The sequence below is a fragment of the Rhizobium sp. BK060 genome (assembly GCF_014193145.1).
In the GTDB taxonomy this organism is placed as follows: domain Bacteria; phylum Pseudomonadota; class Alphaproteobacteria; order Rhizobiales; family Rhizobiaceae; genus Rhizobium.
In genome coordinates, this window is record NZ_JACHYW010000018.1 from 57,228 (window position 1) to 77,411 (window position 20,184).

The 20,184-nt window shown below is 58.9% G+C and carries 18 protein-coding genes; 9 read left to right on the top strand and 9 right to left on the bottom strand.

Annotated features, from left to right (window positions below; genetic code table 11):
* Nucleotides 1-16: 16 nt before the first annotated feature.
* A complete protein-coding gene (locus FHT71_RS19980; protein ID WP_007788424.1) occupies nt 17-376 on the bottom strand; it encodes a response regulator in 360 nt (119 codons plus the stop codon).
* Between the two features lie 227 nt (nt 377-603).
* Nucleotides 604-1,389: an IclR family transcriptional regulator gene (locus tag FHT71_RS19985; RefSeq protein WP_007788420.1), complete on the bottom strand. Its 786-nt coding sequence runs from the start codon at nt 1,387-1,389 to the stop codon at nt 604-606.
* A gap of 165 nt (nt 1,390-1,554) precedes the next feature.
* On the opposite strand from FHT71_RS19985, the gene FHT71_RS19990 reads away from it, so the two are divergent.
* The gene (locus FHT71_RS19990; RefSeq protein ID WP_183721615.1) at nt 1,555-2,709 is read left to right on the top strand and encodes an amidohydrolase; all 1,155 of its coding nucleotides are present in this window, start codon (nt 1,555-1,557) and stop codon (nt 2,707-2,709) included.
* 287 nt (nt 2,710-2,996) lie between these two features.
* The gene (locus FHT71_RS19995; protein WP_007788417.1) at nt 2,997-3,653 is read left to right on the top strand and encodes a CBS domain-containing protein; all 657 of its coding nucleotides are present in this window, start codon (nt 2,997-2,999) and stop codon (nt 3,651-3,653) included.
* 11 nt (nt 3,654-3,664) lie between these two features.
* Here the strand turns inward: FHT71_RS19995 and FHT71_RS20000 are convergent, their stop codons facing one another.
* Nucleotides 3,665-4,777, bottom strand: a complete 1,113-nt coding sequence (locus tag FHT71_RS20000; protein WP_007788415.1) for an acetate/propionate family kinase — start codon at nt 4,775-4,777, stop codon at nt 3,665-3,667.
* Nucleotides 4,778-5,122: 345 nt separating this feature from the next.
* Here FHT71_RS20000 and FHT71_RS20005 point away from each other — a divergent pair, with 345 nt between their 5' ends.
* From FHT71_RS20005 to FHT71_RS20035, 7 genes are all read left to right on the top strand, one after another.
* A complete protein-coding gene (locus FHT71_RS20005) occupies nt 5,123-6,562 on the top strand; it encodes an MFS transporter (RefSeq protein WP_183721618.1) in 1,440 nt (479 codons plus the stop codon).
* 41 nt (nt 6,563-6,603) lie between these two features.
* Nucleotides 6,604-7,161, top strand: coding sequence for a DUF924 family protein (locus tag FHT71_RS20010; protein WP_132592827.1), 558 nt, complete (start codon nt 6,604-6,606; stop codon nt 7,159-7,161).
* Nucleotides 7,162-7,241: 80 nt separating this feature from the next.
* Entirely contained in the window at nt 7,242-9,782 is a 2,541-nt protein-coding gene (locus tag FHT71_RS20015; protein ID WP_132592829.1) for a mechanosensitive ion channel family protein, read from the top strand.
* 120 nt (nt 9,783-9,902) lie between these two features.
* Nucleotides 9,903-10,166 (top strand): hypothetical protein, encoded by a 264-nt coding sequence (locus tag FHT71_RS20020; protein ID WP_132592831.1) that lies wholly within the window; start codon nt 9,903-9,905, stop codon nt 10,164-10,166.
* Between the two features lie 207 nt (nt 10,167-10,373).
* Nucleotides 10,374-12,887: an FAD-dependent oxidoreductase gene (locus FHT71_RS20025; RefSeq protein WP_183721621.1), complete on the top strand. Its 2,514-nt coding sequence runs from the start codon at nt 10,374-10,376 to the stop codon at nt 12,885-12,887.
* 146 nt (nt 12,888-13,033) lie between these two features.
* On the top strand, nt 13,034-13,864 hold the full coding sequence (locus FHT71_RS20030) for a response regulator (RefSeq protein WP_132592833.1): 831 nt from the start codon (nt 13,034-13,036) through the stop codon (nt 13,862-13,864).
* Between the two features lie 184 nt (nt 13,865-14,048).
* Entirely contained in the window at nt 14,049-15,380 is a 1,332-nt protein-coding gene (locus tag FHT71_RS20035) for a diguanylate cyclase (RefSeq protein ID WP_007788401.1), read from the top strand.
* Between the two features lie 15 nt (nt 15,381-15,395).
* On the opposite strand, the gene FHT71_RS20040 is transcribed toward FHT71_RS20035, so the two are convergent.
* The 6 genes from FHT71_RS20040 to FHT71_RS20065 form a co-directional block, all read right to left on the bottom strand.
* Nucleotides 15,396-16,415 (bottom strand): GlxA family transcriptional regulator, encoded by a 1,020-nt coding sequence (locus FHT71_RS20040; RefSeq protein WP_007788400.1) that lies wholly within the window; start codon nt 16,413-16,415, stop codon nt 15,396-15,398.
* Between the two features lie 296 nt (nt 16,416-16,711).
* Nucleotides 16,712-16,909 carry a hypothetical protein gene (locus FHT71_RS20045; protein WP_132592835.1) on the bottom strand — a complete coding sequence of 66 codons (198 nt, stop codon included), beginning with the start codon at nt 16,907-16,909 and terminating at the stop codon, nt 16,712-16,714.
* A gap of 306 nt (nt 16,910-17,215) precedes the next feature.
* Nucleotides 17,216-18,370: a glycosyltransferase gene (locus FHT71_RS20050; protein ID WP_132592836.1), complete on the bottom strand. Its 1,155-nt coding sequence runs from the start codon at nt 18,368-18,370 to the stop codon at nt 17,216-17,218.
* A 183-nt stretch (nt 18,371-18,553) separates the two neighbouring features.
* Complete coding sequence (locus FHT71_RS20055; protein WP_132592838.1) at nt 18,554-18,781, bottom strand: hypothetical protein; 228 nt, start codon at nt 18,779-18,781, stop codon at nt 18,554-18,556.
* Between the two features lie 334 nt (nt 18,782-19,115).
* Nucleotides 19,116-19,928 carry a methyltransferase domain-containing protein gene (locus FHT71_RS20060; protein ID WP_132592840.1) on the bottom strand — a complete coding sequence of 271 codons (813 nt, stop codon included), beginning with the start codon at nt 19,926-19,928 and terminating at the stop codon, nt 19,116-19,118.
* Between the two features lie 87 nt (nt 19,929-20,015).
* Nucleotides 20,016-20,177, bottom strand: a complete 162-nt coding sequence (locus tag FHT71_RS20065; RefSeq protein ID WP_007788387.1) for a hypothetical protein — start codon at nt 20,175-20,177, stop codon at nt 20,016-20,018.
* Between the last annotated feature and the right edge of the window lie 7 nt (nt 20,178-20,184).

The window sequence follows — 20,184 nt, forward strand, 5'->3', positions numbered from 1 at the left end:
GCGGCCAAGTCAGCTCTCAGTGCTTGCGGTTTGCGGCTTTCATGCGCTCGGAGAGCTCGGAAAGCCCGAACGGCTTCACCAGGAAATCGTCTGCGCCACTTTGCAAGCCCTCGATCTGATCTGAGGTCTGATCGTGCGCCGTCAGAATGATGACGGGGACGGCGTTCGCTTGTCTTCTAAGCGCCTTCAGGAGAGTAAGGCCGTTGCCATCAGGTAGCCGCAGGTCGAGCAAGATTACTCCGTAGCTGCCGGTTCCGGCCGCTTCTGTCGCTTCCGCGAGGTTGAGGCACCAATCGACTGAATGACCGTCGGCGGCGATGTGATCGCGCACGGCGTCTCCCAGTAGGATGTTATCCTCAACCAATAGTACATTCATGTGTCATCTCCCTTGCTGCTTGCCTGCCTTGCGGCAGCATGCCCAGCCATGATGATGGTTTTGCTTGGGGGCATCGCAAATCGTCGCCAGGAATTCTAATGGGACCGCTAGCTGACAGTGGCCTTAAAGCTGCGTGGGGGCGCGTTCAAAAATACTGTGACGAGCGCTCCAAGACGGTGCCCCCGGCAAGCGACTAGCCGAAATGCGCTCTCGGCGAGCTCTTGAGCCTATGCCGGTGTTCTGACGTCAGAGCCGGCCAGCAGCGAAAGCTCGCCCGCCGTCTTCATGACCATGGTGATCGCTTGGCTGATGTCGGGTGCAGTTGGCGCATTGACCAGAGCAATATAGGGACAGGTGAGAGCTGCGATGCAGCGCCCGTCTGGCCCAAGGATCGGCGCCGAAAGGTTGTGGACGCCCGCTGTTTGCGCGCTTGCCATCATCTCGTAGCCGCGCTCGCGGATATGGGCGAGACGCTCGTAAAATTCCGGGCCAAGTTTCACCTCATCGCGGCTCCGTGCATGCTCCGCGATCATCATCTTCCGCTCTTCATCGCTTCGGAAGGCGAGAAGCACATGGCCGGAACCGGTGTCGAAAAGGCTGATATGCGAGCCGACGCGGATCGAGATACCCCAATAGTCCGGCGCCTCGTGCTGGGCGATCACCACAGCCGAACCGCGGTCAAAGACAACCAAGTGGTTTGCCTGCTTGGTTCGTTGCGCGAGGTCGCGCATCAGTGGTGTGGCGAAGGACGCCAATCGGCGCGTTGGCGCATGCAACTGGGACAGGCCGAAGAGTTTAAGTGTGAGGGTGAACCGATCACCCTCAAGCTTGGTCACGTAGCCGCGGCGCACGAGGCGATCGAGCATGCGATAAAATTCGTTAGGGCTGCGATCGAGGCGTTTGGCGATCTCCGCTTGGGTCAGCCCTTCCTCGACGCCGGCCAAAAGCTCAAGGATATCGAGCCCTTTGTCCAGCGCCGGAGCACGGTACCGATCGGGGTCTTCTGCTTCCATGAACTTCTCCTGCGAATACCAACTTACATATACAAATGTGAAGTTGCGGAAAAGCGGGGGTTTATGCAGCGAACTTCGCCATCGACGACGAAAAACGGACAGGCTAGGTTCGAGCCTCGCGCGTTTCGCGCAGTAAAGGCCATGTGTATTGCGAGGATGCAGACGATGTTTTTGACGGATGAAGAGCTCAGCGAAATCGCGATGTTTCGGCGAGAACTTCATCGCAATCCAGAAGTCTCCGGGGAGGAAGCACAAACCGCATTGCGGGTGACAGAAAAGCTGAGTGCAACTGGACCCGATCAGATCATTACAGGCATCGGCGGACATGGCCTTGCAGCGGTTTACGAGGGGGCGATTTCAGGTCCTACGATCATGATCCGTGCGGAACTGGATGGTCTGCCGATCGAGGAAATCGCCGACATACCACACCGCTCGACCGTACCCAGCAAGGGCCACCTGTGCGGCCATGATGGCCATATGGCGATCCTGATCGCACTCGCGAAGGGGCTCGGGCAGATGCGGCCCGCGAGAGGGCGCGCAATCCTGATGTTCCAGCCGGCCGAGGAGAACGGTGCAGGCGCAGCGGCGGTGCTTGCGGATCCGAAGTTTGCGACGCTAACGCCTGATATGTCGCTCTCGCTTCACAATTTCCCGGGGATTCCGCTTGGCCACGTCCTTCTCAAGGAGGGACCGGTCAATTGTGCGTCGCGGGGAATGAAGATCGTTCTAAAGGGCAAGACATCGCACGCTTCCTATCCGGAGCAGGGCATCGCACCGACTTTCGTGTTGGCCCGGCTGCTCAATGATCTGACGGCATCGGGCAACAATCAGCCGCTCGGACCGGATTACTCGCTGATCACGGTCACACATGCGCGTCTCGGTGAGCCGGCCTTCGGCATAAGCCCCGGTGAGGCGCAAATCTGGGCGACCTTACGGACGCTGACGGATGAAGCGATGACTGCATTGGTTTCACGCGCCGAGGAACTTGTGCTGACACAGGCGAAGGCCGGACAGCTACGGGTAGAGATCAGCTATGAGGACGTGTTTCACCAGTGCTACAATTCCGCCGAAGCGGTTACGGAGTTGCGGCGCGCGCTGGATGACGAGGGTGTCAGCCATGATAGCGCAAGCAGCCTGCTGCCGATGAAAGCGTCGGAAGACTTCGGTCTGTTCCGGACCGTGGCGCCGGCTGCCATGTTCTTCCTCGGGGCAGGCGAGGATCATCCCCGACTGCACAACCCCGACTACGACTTTCCCGATGAGCTGATTGCCACCGGTTCTCGGGCCTTCATGCGAGCCATCAGGAACGTTCTCGGCTGAAAGCGCCACATAGCTGCCATTGAACTCTCCGGCCGACGATCGCAGAAAGGCGAAGGTCCCGCATCCGGCGCAGCGCCTCCGCTTCACGACCGATCCGTCCGCGCCATGTCATTGCAACTACTTTGCGCATGATCTAAAACTGATCTCTGAGGTTGAAATTAAGGTCGCGATCCCTGATCGACTTGCGCGCTGATTTGCGCAATATTTTCCGTGGCAGATGTGTCGCTGTTAGCGCCAAGCATCAGACGGGCACCATTCGACTTCCTCCAGAGTGCAATGGGATTATCATGTTTGCTCAAGACATCATGAACACCGACATCACGACGATCAGCGCCGACAGCAGCGTGCATCAGGCAATAGACCTGATGGTTGCCAAGAATATCAGCGGCCTGCCTGTGATCGACAACGATGGCAACCTTTGTGGCCTGTTGACGGAGGGCGATCTCATGCGACGCATCGAGTTCGGCGGTGGTAGATCGGCCGGCAATCCTGATAATACGTCGCTCGTCGATTTCGACGACTACATCCGTAGCCGCAGCTGGCGGGTATTTGATGTCATGTCCGCGAGCGTGATCAGCGTTACGCCGGAAACACCGGCGGCGGCCGTCGCCGAAGTCATGTTTCAGCACAAGATCAAGCGCGTTCCCGTCGTCAGCGGCAAGCGCCTTCTCGGCATCGTCAGCCGCATCGATCTCCTTAAGGGCATCGTTGCGGCGCCGGCGGCAAGAACGGCGAGTGGTGACGATGCCCTCGCTCGTGCCATTCGCGCGCGACTGCAGGGCGACCTTGGTCTCGACACCGATGCGATCAAGGTATCGGTTCATGATTCCAGGGCAATACTTGAAGGGACGGTATCCAGCGAACTGGAGCGGCGCGCCATCCGTGTGCTGGTGGAGAACGTCAAGGGGGTCAGCGGCTTTATTGACAAGCTGGCCCTAGCCTGATCGGAGCCTTCTCAGGCTGCCGAGCAGAGGAGCTTTTTGGCGTGCGTTGCCATGAGGCGCTCCTCGTTTGTCGGGATCACGAGCGTCTTGAAATCGCCGAGGACGCGGAGCCTTCCAAGGATTGAATCGCGGACCGGACCGGCGTGTTCGCCGATCCCGCCGGTAAAGACAAAGGCATCGATGCCCCCCATGGAGACGGCCATCATCGCGGCATGCTGGGCCGTTCTCAGAGCGAAATATTCGAGGGCAAAGGCGGCTTGCGGATCGTCGCTGCGGAGCAAGGTCTCGACGTCGTTGCTGATGCCGGACAATCCCCTCAGACCGGAACGCTCATAGAGGATATCCCGGACCGTCTCGACGCCAAGATTCAGATCCTGAAGCATATAGAGAACGGCGCCGGGATCGATTGATCCGCTGCGCGTTCCCATCGGTATGCCGTCGAGCGCGGTCATGCTCATCGTGGTGTCGACGCTGATGCCGTTCCTCAGCGCGCAGAGGCTGGCGCCGTTGCCGAGGTGGGCGACGACAACGCGGCCGGCATGGAGGTCCGGATAGTCCTTGGACAGCACCTGCGAGATCCATTCGTAGGAAAGTCCATGGAAACCATAACGGCGGATGCCTTTGTCGCGCATGTCTTTTGGCAAGGCAAAGTTGCTGGTCAATTTGTCGTGCCCGGCGTGGAAGGCGGTGTCGAAGCAAGCGATATCGGGCGCACCGCTTGCGAGTCTGGTCGAAGCGGTGATGCCGGCGAGGTTGTGCGGCTGGTGAAGCGGCGCCAGCGGGATCAGCGCTTCGAGGCGACGCATCACCTCGGGCGTGACAATGACGGGCTCTACGAAAGCTTGTCCGCCGTGGACGACGCGATGCACAACGGCCGCTATGTGCCAGGCGTGGTCGTGTCCGCCGATGAGGTTTACTACGGCGCTAAGGGCCGAATCGTGGTTGGTATTTGCGGGCAGGGAGGTTCGCGTCTCTTGTCCATCGGGGAGTTTGGCACACATCTCAGCCGTGTCACCTATGCCGGTGACCTTGCCGCTCATCAGCACGTTTAGGGTCTGATCCTCGAAAATCTGAAACTTGAGGCTCGATGAGCCGGTGTTGAGAACAAGCAGCGTGTCGATCATCGAATTGTGCTCCGAGTCCGGTCACGTGAATGGCGAGGCGATGTTGTGTCAGGAGGGCGGGTGTCACCGCGCAGCCGCTGAAATGACGTTGACGCTGCCCCTGCGCGCCACGGTGGCCGCAGAAGATGTAGCTGTCAATTGTTTTTGCTTCGAAATTTCGCGTAGAACGAGTTGCCTGCGGCGTGCCTGGGTGGCCTCTCGGCGATCAAAATCCTTTGAGATTTCAGGATTTTCTCTTTCCGCGTTGCGCTGATCGGCCTATCTAGCGGTCGTGCTGTTCGGCACGCATCGGGTCCGGCTTCCGCCCGTTCTATCCGACTGCTTCCAATTCACATCGGCAGATCAATGACAGCTATGCAGATGACAGAGAAAAACGATGCGGAGAGCATCCGCAGGGCAAAGATCGTAGCACTGGTTGTTGCCGTTTCGTTTTTCATGCAGATTCTCGATGGCACTATTGTCACCACGTCGCTGCCGCAGATGGCCGCGAGTTTCGGCGTTCAACCGGTCTCGATGAGTATCGGTATCACCGTCTACATGCTGACGATGGCGGCATTCATCCCGCTTTCGGGATGGCTTGGGGATCGATACGGCGCAAGGCGCGTCTTCATGGCGTCCATTGCTGTCTTCACGATCGCCTCGCTGTTCTGCGGGCTGTCCGACGGGCTTGCCGAATTTGTCGTGGCACGCGCTGTGCAGGGCGCGGGCAGTGCACTGATGACGCCGGTCGGCCGCATCATTGTCCTGAAAAATGCTCGCAAATCGGAACTCGTACAAGCGATCGCTCTGATCACCTGGCCTGCGCTGACGGCTCCCGTTATCGGCCCGCTGCTTGGCAGCTTCATTACGACCTATGCAAGCTGGCATTGGAATTTCCTCATCAATCTGCCGATCGGGGTGCTCGGCATGGCGTTGGTTCTTCGCTTCGTGCCGGAACAGCGCGAAGAAAATGCCGGCCGGCTCGATGCACTTGGGTTCGCTCTCAGCGCTGGCGGGCTGACTTTCCTGCTGGCGGCGCTCGAACTTTCCGTGAAATGGGATGGTGGCCTGCTGCCGATCCTGCTGATGCTCGCGGCCGGCATTGTGCTGTCGGTCATGGCGACGCGACACTTCCTGCGGGTCGGCAATCCGCTGCTCGATCTATCCGCCTTCAAGGTGCAGACTTATGCGATTGCGACCCTTTCTGCCGGGACGGCGAGCCGTGTCGCGATCAATGCCACGCCGTTCCTCTTGCCGCTCCTCTTCCAACTCGGTTTCGGATTGAGCTCGATCGAGGCGGGTGCCTATCTGCTGGTCTACTTCCTTGGAAATCTCGGTATGAAAGCCGTGACGACGCCGCTGCTTGCCAAGCTTGGATTTCGCACCGTGCTCTTCTTCAACGGGATGATTGCTGCGCTGTCGATTGCGGCTTGCGGCTTTCTCGTGCCCGAGACGCCACGCGCAATGATCTACGCGTTGCTGATGATTGCGGGCCTCTCGCGGTCGATGGAATTCACTGCGCTGAACACCCTGGCTTTTGCCGATATCAATCCGGCACAACGCAGTTCGGCTTCGACGCTCTCAAGCATGCTGCAGCAAGTTTCGATGTTGCTTGGCGTCGCGATCGCGGCGGCGGCGCTGAACATCTCTGTCGCTTTGCGTAGCGTCGAAGGTCCGGGGCTCATCGATTTCCGCTGGGCGTTTCTTGTCGTGGGAGCAATCGGCATCATATCGTCACTGCGCTTCCTGCAGCTGGCGCCGGATGCCGGCGCCGAGGTGTCGGGTCACAAGATCGGCACGAAATAGTCGGTCGCTTTGCAATCGGTCGGCCTTTGTCGGGAGGATACATGGAACTCGGACATGTCTGTACGCCTCAGGAGGTCTTCGACTTCTGGTTCGAAGAGTGTGGGCGGGATCAATGGTTCAAGGCGACGTTGGACTTTGATCGGGATATTCGCCAGCGCTTTCGTGACACCCATCTTGCACTCTCGCGTGGCGTGACGGAGGAATGGCGCTCGACCCCGAGCAGCAGGCTTGCCGCAGTGATCGTGCTCGATCAGTTTCCGCGCAACATATATCGCGCGACACCGCTTGCATTCGCCACCGACGGGCTTGCGCTAAGCGAGGCAAAGCTTGCGCTGGAAGCTGGAGCGGACCAGAAAGTCAGCCCGGAATGCCGGACGTTTTTCTACATGCCTTTCGAGCATTGCGAAGATCTGGAGGAGCAGGAGCGTGCCGTGGCGTTGTTCAGAGCGCTTGGCGATGAGGAATATATCGACTATGCGCTTCGCCACCGGGAGGTGATTGAAGTGTACGGTCGATTTCCACATCGAAACGCCCTCGTCGGGCGGCAATCGACAGCGGCAGAGCTGGAATATCTGGCGCAGCCGGGCGCCGGCTTCTGATCGCGTCGCCTTTCTGTCGCCTTTCTTTCTTATGAAAAGCTGGAATCCAATCCGATCCAGCAAACCCGAGCGGGGATATTTTGCGGCCGACACGACTCTTGCTTCGCATTCTCCTAGTCGCAGCGCTGGCGGGCGTGGGCGCGAACCTTGCGAGCGCCCAGACGCCCGCACCGCAGGCCTCGCAGCCGCCGCAAGCGACCGAGCAGGCGTCTGTCGCTGACAGCTCAATCGAGCAGGCCGCGAAAGCGATCGAGAAGGCAAAGCAAGACCTCGCTTCGCTGGAGGATGGCGTCAAGCAGAAGCGTGACGATGACGACGCGCTGGTGGCTCTCGCTGGAAAGACCGACGAACTTGGCCGCTCGGTTCTCAACATATCCGTTGGCCTCAGACCGCGGCTCGACCAGATCAAAAACCGCCTGACCGAGCTCGGCGATCCACCGAAGGAAGGTCAGCCGGCGGAGGCGGAGATCGTCACGACCGAGCGTAACGCCCTGACGGCGGAGCGCGCCCAGATCAACGCCGTTACGGGCGATGCCGAAACGCTGTCCGCCTCCATCGGCAAGCTCGGCAACCGCATTGCCGAAACCCGCCGTCAGCTTTTTGCCGCCACCTTGCTGCGGCGCACCGACATTTCGTTTTCCGTTCTCGGCGATGCAGCACGCGCCTTCGTTCAGGAAGGCTCGGAATTCGTCCAGGCGCTGAGCAGCTGGTTGGGATTCGTACTGAAGTTCAAGGCTTTCGCTTTCTTTGCGGCCATCTTCATGTCCCTCGTGACGGCAATGGTGCTCTTGTCTGGCGGCTACCGCATTTTTGGTCGCTACCTTCAGCGCAAGGAGACGGACGAGCAGCCCTCCTATATCAACCGCCTCTCGATCGCTTTCTGGTCGACGCTGATCCGCACGTTTGCGCTTGCTGCCCTCTTGGTGACGTCTTACTTCTTCCTCAATAGTTTCAACGTTCTAAGGCCGGATATCGCGCCGATCATCGGCGCGCTCTTCGGATCGATCGGGCTGATTTATTTCGTCAGGCGCTTCACCAATGCAGTGTTCGCGCCAAGGGAGCCGCATTGGCGTCTTGTCAGGCTTTCCAACCGCGGTGCGAGCTCGATCGGCGCCTGCCTGCTTGCGATGGCGGTCGTCAATGCGCTTGACTACCTCTTCGGCAGCATCAGCGAAGCGATGGGGTCTCCGCTCGTCCTGACCGTCGTCAAGAGTCTGACCGCGGCCCTGATCATTGGTTTCATCCTCATCGCCGCTTCGTTCGGCCGGCCGATGCTAGCGCGAAACGGGGATCCCGATGCGCCGGGACGCCATTGGCCCCGCGGCATGGCGATCATTCTGCGCGTGCTGGGTGCAGGTCTGATCATAACGGCGTTGACCGGCTATGTCGGGCTTGCGCGCTTCGTCGCAACACAGTTGATCATCACCGGTGCAATCATCGTCACGACCTATATTGGTCTGCTGTCGGGGAAGGCGATTTCGCGCAGCGAAACCTTCGGTGAGACATCGCTTGGTCGCTTCCTCCAAAAGCGCTTCAAGCTTGGTCCGGTCGCCATCGATCAGGCGGGACTGTTGGTCGGCATGTGTATCTCCGCCATCGCGCTGATGGTTGGGATCCCGTTGGTACTGCTCCTGTGGGGCTTCCATATCCAGGATCTTCAACTCATCGCCTATCGCCTTCTCACGGAGGTCCGGCTGGGCGGTATCAGCATTTCGCTGGTCGGGATAATGACCGGCATCCTGCTTTTTGCCGGTGGTTACCTGCTGACGCGCTGGATCCAGCGCTGGCTTGACAGCAACGTCATGGCGCGCAGCCATGTCGACCTTGGCGTTCGAAACTCGGTCAAGACGGGTATCGGCTATCTCGGCGTTGGTCTTGCGGCGATCGTCGGCGTTTCTGCCGCGGGCATCGACCTCTCGAGCTTCGCACTCGTCGCCTCGGCACTTTCGGTCGGTATCGGTTTCGGCCTCCAGAACATCGTGTCGAACTTCGTCTCCGGCCTGATCCTGCTGGTCGAGCGGCCATTCAAGGTTGGCGACCACGTGGTCTCCGGCACTGCTGAAGGTATCGTAAAGCGGATTTCCGTGCGCGCGACCGAAATCGAGACATTCCGCAAGCAGTCGATCATCGTGCCGAATTCCGAGCTGATCAACGCGTCTGTCGGCAACTGGACCCATCGCAACAAGATGGGACGCTCCGAGATACCGGTCTCGGTGAGCTATGATTCCGACCCGCAGAAGGTCATGGATATCCTGCTGGAGCTCGTCAACGCGGTGCCCGTGGTCCTGCGCAATCCCGAACCGCATGTGGAATTCCTCCGCTTCGGGCCGTATTCGCTCGACTTCGAGCTTCGCTTCATGCTTGCCGACATGGGGGATGGCCTGAAGGTCAGGAATGATCTCCGCATCGCGATCCTGAAGCGGTTCAGGGAGGAGAGTATCGAGATACCTCTTCCGCAGAGCGACATCGTGTTCCATCGACAGCCCGAGCAGGTTGGAGCGGCGGCCAACGCAGGTAAGCCGCCGGCCGAGGACGTTTCCGAGACGAGCGAACTGGACGAGGAGGCCGGCACGGTGCGCCGGTTGCGCGGCAAGTCGGCTGATGGCAATCTCAAGGGGTGAAGGGGTTGTTCAGCGATCGTTCAGAGCGGTCGCTGTATACCGCCTGCAATCGGGTTTTCGTTGCTGGGGCAGCAGCGCCGAGACGCTCCAAGGGAGGGCGCTTCATCCGCGCCGCACTGCATGGCAAGATTTGCCGTCGTACTGTTTCTTTCACTCGTGGCCGCAGGCCAAACTCACGCTGCTTCCATTACCAACACCGACAGTGCCGCTGTTGTGATCGTCCTTACCGAGGGCGGCAACAAGATGCAGCTGGTGCTTGATCCCGGCGCATCGGAGACGTTCTGCCGGTCGGGCTGCTTCATCACCGCGCCTGACGGTGATCGGATTGGTCTCGATGGCGGCGAAACAATCGACATCATCAAGGGATCTGCCGTCGTAAAGTGAACGACGGTCCTCTCTGATCACAATTTTTGTCCACCGATTTTCGGCCAGAGGCCTTTTGTGGCTTGCCTATTTGCACGCAGTCGCGGCAAGCTTTTCCCATGTCGTAAACAGGCATTTGGCAAACCCGGCCTCGCTGCATAGTTCGCAAAGGCGATTTCCGTCGGCGGCATTCGTCGGACAGGTTAGTAGAACAGAGGGTAATTCTCCATGAAGACACATGCGCGCGCAGTGGTCATCGGCGGCGGCGTCGTTGGCGTTTCGACGCTTTATCACCTTGCCAAAAAGGGCTGGGACGATGTCGTCCTGATCGAACGCAAGGAACTGACCTCCGGTTCGACGTGGCATGCCGCCGGCCTGCTGCCTCTGTTCAACATGAGCTATTCGGTCGGCCAGATCCACAAGTATTCCGTTCGATTCTATCAGGAGCTTCAGCAGGAGACCGGCATGAATGTCGGTTTCAGCCAGGTCTCCAATATCCGCCTGGCACGCACCAAGGATCGCTGGGACGAGTACATGTACTATGCCGGCATCGCTGAAACGATCGGCGTAAAGGTCGAAGTGCTGACACCGGAACAGGTCAAGGAAATCTGGCCGCTCTGCGAGACGGACGGTCTGCTCGGTGCGATCCAGCACCCAGACGACGGCTATATCCAGCCCGCCGACCTGACGCAGGCGCTCGCCAAGGGCGCGCGTGACCGCGGCGCCACGATCTACCGCAATACCACGGTCACGGCAATCGAGCAGCAGCCGGACGGCCTGTGGAAGGTGACGACAGACAAGGGCGAGATCACCGCCGAGCATGTCATCAGCTGTACCGGCAACTTCGCCCGCAAGACCGGCGAGATGGTCGGGATCAACATTCCGGTCATCCCGGTCGAACACCAGTACATCGTCACCGAGCCGCATCCGGCCATCCTCGAGCGCAAAGCCAAGGGATTGCCGGAGATGGGCGTGCTCCGTGAATCCGACAGCGCCTGGTACATGCGCGAGGAAAACGGCGGCCTTATTCTCGGGCCATATGAACACGGAGCACCGGTCTGTTACGTCAACGGCCCATCGGACGAGAGCGAATACGAACTCTTCCAGGAAGAGCTTGATCGCCTGATGCCGCATATCGAGGCTGCCATTGCCCGCGTCCCGGCCTTCGGCGAGGTTGGCATCAAGAAAGTGTACAACGGTGCCATCGCGTATACGCCTGATGGCAACCCGATCGTCGGTCCCGCACCGGGCCTCAGCAATTTCTGGCTCAACGAGGGGCACTCCTTCGGGATCACGGCTGCCGGTGGCGCCGGTTGGCAGCTGGCGGAATGGATCGTCGATGGCGAGCCGACCGTCGACATGATGGGCGTCGATCCGCGTCGTTTCGGTCCCTATGCAACCGAAGGCTACCTCATCGCCAAGAACGAAGAGGCCTACGCGAATGTCTTCACCATGCACTATCCCGATGAAGAGCGTGCCGGCGCCCGTCCGCTGAAGACGACGCCAGTCTACGACCGCCTGAAAAAGCTGGGCGCTGTTTTCGGTTCGGTCTACGGCTGGGAGCGCGCCAACTGGTTTGCGCCTGAAGGCTACGACCTGCCGAAGGATCAGATCGGCGTCGGTGAGGATGTTCTCACCAACCATAATCACTCTGACCCGGAAGAGGACGGTCGCATCCTCGAGCGGTGGTCGTTCCGTCGCTCGAACTACTTCGAGCATGTCGGCAACGAAGTCATGAACGTGCACAAGAACGTCGGTGTGCTCGACATGTCCGCCTTCGCCAAGATGGAAGTCTCCGGCCCCGGGGCGCGCGCTTGGCTGGAATCGATCTTCGCCAACGCCATCCCGAAGAAGCGCGGCCGCATCGCTCTTTGCCATATGCTGACAGTTCACGGCGGCGTGCGTGCCGAGTTCACCGTCTACGAATGGGCTCCGAACCGCTTCTACCTTGTCTCGGCGGGCGCCTATGAGGCGCACGACCATGACTATCTGCGCAAGCTCGCGCCCACCGACGGCTCCGTTCGTCTGCAGCAGATCACGCAGCGGCTCGGCGTGCTCGTGCTTGCCGGTCCGAAGTCACGTGATCTGCTCAAGAAGCTCACGCGTACGAGCCTTGAGAACAAGGACTTCCCGTGGCTTTCCGGCAAGGAGATCTCGATCGGCGTTGCGAGCGCACATGCGCTGCGCGTCAATTTCGTCGGCGAGCTAGGCTGGGAATTGCACCACCCGATCGAGATGCAGAACTACATCTTCGACAAGCTGATGGAAGCCGGAGCCGAATTCGATATCAAGCCCTTCGGTATTCGCGCGATGCTGTCGATGTCGGTCGAGAAGTCCTACCGCCTCATCCCGCGCGAGATGTCGATCGAGTACAACGCCTATGAATCGGCACTCGATCGCTTCATCAAGCCAGAGAAGGAATTCCTCGGCCGCGAGGGGCTGCTGGCCTACAAGGATAAGGGTCTGAAGTGGAACTTCGCAACCCTCGTCGTCGAGACCGGCAATGATGTCGATGCCCGCGGTTCGGAAGCGATCTACAACGAGGCGGGCGAACTTGTCGGGCGTGCGACAAACGGCACGTTCGGCTTCCGTATCAATCGTTCGCTTGCGCTGGCGATGCTGCGGCCGGACTACGCAAAGGAAGGCACGAAGCTTAAGATCAAGATCCTCGGCACGACGTACAACGCGACCGTCGTCGGCGAGAGCCCCTTCGATCCGGACAATGCGGCGCTGCGCGCATAGTCTTTTAAGCATGTTTTGAAGAATATCAGGGCGGCCCTCGTGGCCGCCTTTTTGTTGGTCAGCGAAGGCGGTCGATTAATACTTATTCAAACCGGGTACTGTACCGATTTCAGCCGGGGACAGGAGTTTCATCAAAAGGTTTCGAAATGGCGTTTTTGGGTATTTCGGGAATGCAATATTCCGGAGGCATGTTCGCTGATGTGCGCATTATTCTGGCTGAGGATTCGAACGTATTTACGTCGATGATAGGCAAGCGGCTGAAGGAGCTCTTCGATATCGACGTGGAAATCTGCCGGAATTTCGAAGAGCTGCAGTTGTCCTACGACAAGTCGACCGACCCGATCACGCTCGCCATCTCCAACATCAACCTGCCTGGTGCTGAGAACGGCGAGGCTCTGGAGTATCTGGTCGATCTCAGCATCCCGACCATCGTCTTCACTGGCACCTTCCAGGAAGGCATGCGCGACAAGCTGATGGCCAAGGACATTGTCGATTATATCCTCAAGGACAATGTCTTTGCAGTCGACCTGCTTGCGGAATCGATCTGCAGATTCCTCACCAATCATCGTCACCACGTTTTGATCGTCGACGACAGCCCGACGGCTCGTGCCCTGCTGTCAAGCCGTCTCAAGCGCTACAATTTCCGGGTCAGCACAGCAGACAGCGGCGCCAAGGCGCTCGAGATTCTCAAGGCGAACCGCGACATCGGTTTGATGATCACCGACTACAACATGCCCGATATCGATGGGTTCGAGCTGACCCGGCGCATCCGCGCCAGCATCGGCTCACATGAACTCCGCATCATCGGGGTGTCGTCATCGTCGAACCGGCTGCTGTCGGCGCGCTTCCTCAAGGCTGGCGGCAACGACTTCATGCTGCGGCCGTTCATCGATGAGGAGTTCTACTGCCGCGTCAACCAGAACCTGGACACACTGCTGCAAATCCAGTCGATGCGCAAGGAGCGTGCCGTTGCCTGACGCGCTGCCTCCGCCCGACGATGGTAGGCGGAAGCGCTATCACGCGTTTGAGGTCGAGATTTCTGCAATTTCAGGTATTGCCAAGTCCCGATATCTTCTCAGGCGTGTTTCTGTGAGTTATCTTCACATAAGTCGAGAAGATGGTCGATTCGGACCGCTGCGGCTTTCTGGGGGATAGGGGTGAATGGCGTTCCAGGAGGATCTCCATCGGGATGGGGCCGGGCCACGCTTTGGTGGTCAGTGGGTACTCCTGGTTGAAGATTCCCGGATGTTTTCCGCCGTTCTGTGCCACCGGCTTCATGCGGAACTCGGGCTGAACGTCAAGCCTTGCTCCTCCCTCAAAGTGCTGAACGAGACTATCGCCCAGTCGCCAAGCGATTACACAATGGCGATTGTCGACCTCAATCTGCCGGACGCGCCCTACGGTGAAGCGCTCGACTGCACTATACAGGCTGGTATTCCGGCCATTGTCTTCACCGCCACTTTCGACCTCGATACGCGCAATCGCATCATGGAGCGCAATGTCATCGATTACGTGCTGAAGGACAATGAGTTCGCGCTCGATAACGTTGTCGCCAGCGTCAGACGGGTATTGTCGAACAGGAAAACGCGGGTTCTTGTGGTCGACGATGTTGATTCCGCGCGCCAGGTCCTTGTCGGGCTGCTCGAAGCGCAGCAATACGTGGTTGTCGAAGCGGCTTCTGGGCTCGAAGCCTTCGCGGCGCTCGAAGCCTACGACGATATTGAGGTTGTCGTCACGGATCACCATATGCCCGACATGAGCGGCTACGAATTGACGCGGCGGATACGGCGGCGCTTCGGCTCGGACAGGCTGCGGATCATCGGAGTTTCATCCTCGAGCGATCGCATGCTTTCTGTGAGCTTTTTGAAGGCCGGCGCATCCGATTTTCTTTACAGGCCGTTCGTGGCCGAAGAACTGCAGTGCCGGATCGCCAACAACGTCGAGACCTTGACACAGTTGAAGCAGCTTCGGGCAGCCGCGGCCTGCGACTATCTGACCGGGCTCTACAATCGCCGCTATTTCTACGATCTCGGGCCGAAGCTGGTGAATGACTGCCTGCGTCAGAAGGCTACGGCCGCCGTTGCGGTGCTGGACATTGATCATTTCAAGCGGCTGAACGACACCTACGGTCATGAGATCGGGGATGAAGTGCTGAAGGCGGTCGCAAATCGGCTGGGGACGATCTTCGAGGGGGACGACAACCTGCTTTCGCGCCTTGGCGGAGAGGAGTTCGCGATCCTGTTCCCGATGATGGACTCGATTGCCGCGAGCAAGCTGTGTGACGAGATACGGTCAGATATCTCACGTCTGAAGGTGATGGCGGATGACGAAGAGCTTTCGGTCACCGTGTCGATCGGCGTTGCCGAAATTTCCGGCTACGAGACCTTCGACAACTATCTGAATGCCGCCGACCAGTTTCTCTATATGGCCAAGCACAAGGGTCGTAATCAGGTCTATTCCGACGCGCGCATGACGGAGGAGGCGGCTCAATAGCCGCCCCGACTGACATCACGCCGCGATGGCCTGGCGTGCGGTTGCCATCGTCATCTTGCGCTCTGCACGCTCCTGTTGCGGCGAGCGATGATAGAGTTCGCGATAACATTTGGAGAAGTGCGAGGCGGAAACGAAGCCGCAGGCGACAGCCACTTCAACAACCGGCATGGAGGACTGCACGAGCAGATGGCGGGCGCGATCCAGCCTTATTTCCAGATAGTAGCGGGCCGGCGAGCGCCCCATTTCCTGGCGGAACAGCCGTTCGATTTGCCGGCGTGACAGGTCGACGCCATCGGCGATCTCCAGAAGTGAGAGCGGTTCGGAAAGGTTGCCCTCCATCAGCTCGATGATGGAAAGAACCTTGGCATTCTGGACGCCGAGGCGCGCACGCAGAGGCAGGCGCTGGCGATCGTTCGGGCTGCGCACGCGATCGGTCAGGTGCTGCTCGCAGACCCGGTTCACCAGCGTTTCGCCGAAATCCTGGCCGATCAAATTCAGCATCATGTCCAGCGAAGCAGTGCCGCCAGCACATGTATAGAGATTGCTGTCCACCTCATAGAGATCGGCGTAGACCTCGGCCTGCGGAAAAGCTTCGGAGAAGCCAGGCAGGTTTTCCCAATGGATCGCACAGCGCTTGCCATTCAGCAGCCCCGCCTGGGCGAGGATATGTGCGCCCGTACAGAGGCTCCCGACGGCGACGCCGCGATTGTAGGATTCGCGCAGCCAAGCGCTGACGGACTTGTTATTGAAGTCTTCGACATCGATACCGGAACAGACCAGCACCATGCTCGGACGGTGCTCGCCACCGAGATTGCGGCGCTCGTCGGCAAGCGACGTATTTGCCTCGATACCGATGCCGCAGGAAGAATAGACCTTTTGCCCGTCAACCGAGGTCAGCCGCCAGGTATAGGCCTGGTAGCCGAGCATACGGTTGGCGATGCGCAGCGTATCGATTGCCGCTGAAAAAGGCAGCATCGTAAACTGCGGAACCATGAAGAAGACGAGAGAGCGTTGCTTATGCGACATCTTATTCATGAGACAAATCCGTGCTCGAGGTCGAATGCACTATTCGTTGCTTGGAATACGTCGTTTCGATATCCTGAAAGCGACATTCTCATGGATAAATGCGGCCGCAAAGAGCAAATTTGCGACATTGCTGAAATTGACGAAGGTCAAATGACGATCGCTGTCGTCAAAAGTTCAAAAAAGGCGATTGCGGAAAATATATGCGTCTGAAATTCAAGATTTAATAAGGTGGCCGTAAAAACGGAAAAAACGGCGCTGCACGAAGGCGAGGCGCCGCTTTCACACGGGGAGGAATGTCGGATTCATTACATGACCTTGCGTTCATCCGCGTCATCCGCCGACGGCCAGCCAATGTCCTTGCGCATGTCGAAAGGCATGGATTCAATTTCGCGGGCAAGCTGTCGCTGATGCCATGTATGTACCAGCTTGCGGGCATAGTCGACAATATGCAGGTGGGCTTCGCTTGAAGGCGTCTTGGTGTGCCTGAAGGTAATCGTCGTCATGTCCGTTTCCTTTCCTCGTCGGATGACGCTTGTTTCATGGTGAGAATATGGGTGTTTTGCTCCCATCAATCAAACGAATAGAGTTTATGGATATCATCAGTGTTTTTGAATGATGAAGGCGCGCGCGCCGGCCAAACAGAGGCGCGCTCGTCGCAATTGCGACGATAGAACGGATCGGAAGCATAGTGCCGATTTCGCGGATAAGGGCACGTCGGCCAAGTTGCCAACCTGAGGTCAATTTCGGAGCATTCCAGCTCCTAAGGGGCGGCCTCACATACGACACCGTATCGAATGCACCCGCCGTTGTTAGGGACTTGCGGTCGATCCAGCCACGCCAGCTTCGAGACGCGACTCCTGCGATCCGATCACCATCCTGTTCCCACGCCAATCGAAGCTCCCTGCCAACCAGCTCCTCGTCCAGATAATTGGAAGCAAGGCATCGCGCGTAACCATTGCGACGAGTGACAGCGGGGACAGGTGCCAATTCTTACGGACCGTAAGAATAAGCTCCGGTGTGTAGGCGGCGCATAAAACCGCGAAAGCTGTTGCGGGAAGACTACTCCCGGATACGAAGGCAGCGCTCGTGCACAGCAATAAGGGGGGCACCACACCAAGCAGGATCTCCGGCGCGAAGAAGTGCGGGAAGGTGACGCGCCTTAGCCGCGCCCAACGGCATTGCCTTGCCCAGATCTCGCGGAAGGTCCGTCTGCCCAGGGGCTGCTCGAACGGGCCGGCGACGAGATGTACCTTGAGACCCATGCTGTTCACCAGCTTTGTGGCGGCGGCGTCTTCGGCGATTTCAGCCGCAAGTGCCTGGATGCCGCCGCGTGCGTCGAGCATCTTCTTGCGCCATAGCATGCTCTTGCCCTGCGCGAAGCCGAATCCGAGCGCCTCACCCGCATACTGCCAGCGCGCCTGGTGAGTGTTGAGAAACGCACATTCGACCTCCGCCCAAAACCCGTTGGGACGGGACCCAAGTGGCGTCGAACAGACAAGTCCGCTATCGGGCCGCCATGATGCCAGCAGGCGTGCAAGATAGTCTGTGGGCATCAGGACGTTGGAGTCGGCAAGGACAACCCATTCATGGGACGCCATGTTCCAGCCCTTGACGCAATTGTTGAGTTTCGGATTTGCGCTGATGCGGTCGTCTCCGACAAGGATTTTTGCGCTTGTCAGCGGCTTTGTTCGGAGCGTGTGCTCGACTACACCAATGATGGGATCGCTCCTGTCGGCAACGCAGAAGATGACTTCGTAGTCGGGCCAATCCAGGCTAAGTGCGCTTTGGAGTGTCTCCCGCGAGAACTGTTCCACTCCGCAAAGAGGTATCACGATCGAGACTGAAGGGCGCGCAGAGACGCTTGGCGCCTTGTCTTGGCGGGACCGAAGCCGCCATCCGGCGATCATAAGGCTGAGGGTATTGACTGCCAGCAGGGCACTGGCGACGGCAATGATATACAGCATCAGTCATTCCAACGGTGAACAGCGCCGAATGGAAACGAGTCTCAGCGCTCGGTGCGTTAAGACATCACCGTCACATGACGCGCTGATGACATGTGCCCAGCAGCACCTCAGTCCATTCCGAGGTAGCAGGGACCCACCACGACGTCGGCCCGCGCCGCGATGGCAACGCCGCTTAGTAGCAGCTCAGTGCTTTTTCCTTAGAGCCCTCTGAATCTTAACGACCTCGCCCTTCATCAGGATCAGAAAGTGCTTCCTGTCGAGGCGATTGGCGACGTCGCCATCCACCGTCATATAGTCTGTTCTTGGGCTGGCGATGGCTTCATCAGCAATCTTGATCTGTTCGATGACGATGCAGGGATCTCCAGCGTCGCCGGTGCATTTGAACCGCCGCGTTTCCTGGTATTGTGACATCGATACCCCTCCTGGCTGACGCCAAGCATCATCATTACCGAGACGGCGATTTCAAGATTTATTTTAGGTGGAGCTTAATTATCTAAGGGGTGAATGGTGAGCCGAGAGAGAAAAGCCCGGTGCTGGTTTGGACAGCGCCGGGCCTCTGGGACTGCAGTTGAGGGAAACGCAGTCAGTGCAACGACAAAGGGTGCGTTGCATAGAAGGAACGTCGCTCCACACAGGATGTTCCGACAGTGTTGCGTCGTCACGTGGGCCGCTTCCTGGCGGCGCAATCGAACCCTGCCGATAGCCACGGTGGCTGCGGTACCACGGAAACGGGGCGCCGAGCAGCTTAGGTCTGGCGTGGGGCCTCGGCGGTGAACACAAACGCGGACATCCGGCCCTCGATCGGTCCCTTGCCGAAAACCTGTTCAAGTGTATCGGCCACGCGGGCAACGACATCGATTTTCGACTGGCGGGCTTCGATTTCCATGCGGAGCGGGCTACCCCGGCAGAAGGCGGTCGCCACGTCACTTGCCGAGGATGCACGGGCAGTCTTGTCGACCTTCGTGAAAGTCGCCGACTGGAAGCCGGCCCGCTCGAGCTCCGACAGGATCGCCTCGGCATCAAAGTAGCCGTGCGGTGTCCGCCGGAAGAAATCCGGCGGATCGTCTGGAAACAGCGCATCCGTCGCAGCCTTGACGGCCTTTGCGAAGGCGTTGTTCTCCACGGAGTCCCAGGTGTTGAAGAGGAATGTCCCCTTCGGCTTCAGTACCCGGAGGATTTCGCGGTAGGCGCGGTGCTTGTCGGGAAAGAACATGACGCCGAACTGGCTTGTGACGGCGTCAAAGATCTGAGCGGGGAAGGGCAGGCTCAAGGCGTCGGCCTGTTGCCATGCGACATGCCCTCCGGAATGTCTCAATGCGGCGACATCCAACATGGCTTGGTTCAAATCGGTGGCGATGATTTCGGCGTGCGGAAGCACCGACGATAGCGCACGCGTCAGAGCGCCAGACCCCGCCGCGACTTCGAGAACGCGGTGCGGATGAAGCGGCGCCAGGCGCTGCGCCAGATCGGCCGCATAAGGGTCAAACAGGATCGGTACCAGGTACCGGTCATACGCTGCAGGGATATCACCTTGGAAACACGCGTCATTCATCGCCATGGTCATTACGCTCCGTAGCCGCGCCGCGGAGCGTATATATTAGAGCCTTTGACCGCGTCTTTGAAGCCGCTGCTGGGGTCTCGCGTCTCAGCGAGGCTCGGTCATGCCAAGAGCTTGCAGGTCGAGATCATCGGCGAGATGTCTCGGCAGCCGTGCCAACTGATCTCGTGTGCGATTGCGCGTCTGGCGGGAGATCTGGCGTGATCTGAATGCGTAAAAGATGTCAAAGATAGCGTTGAGAGTGTTCATCGCGGCC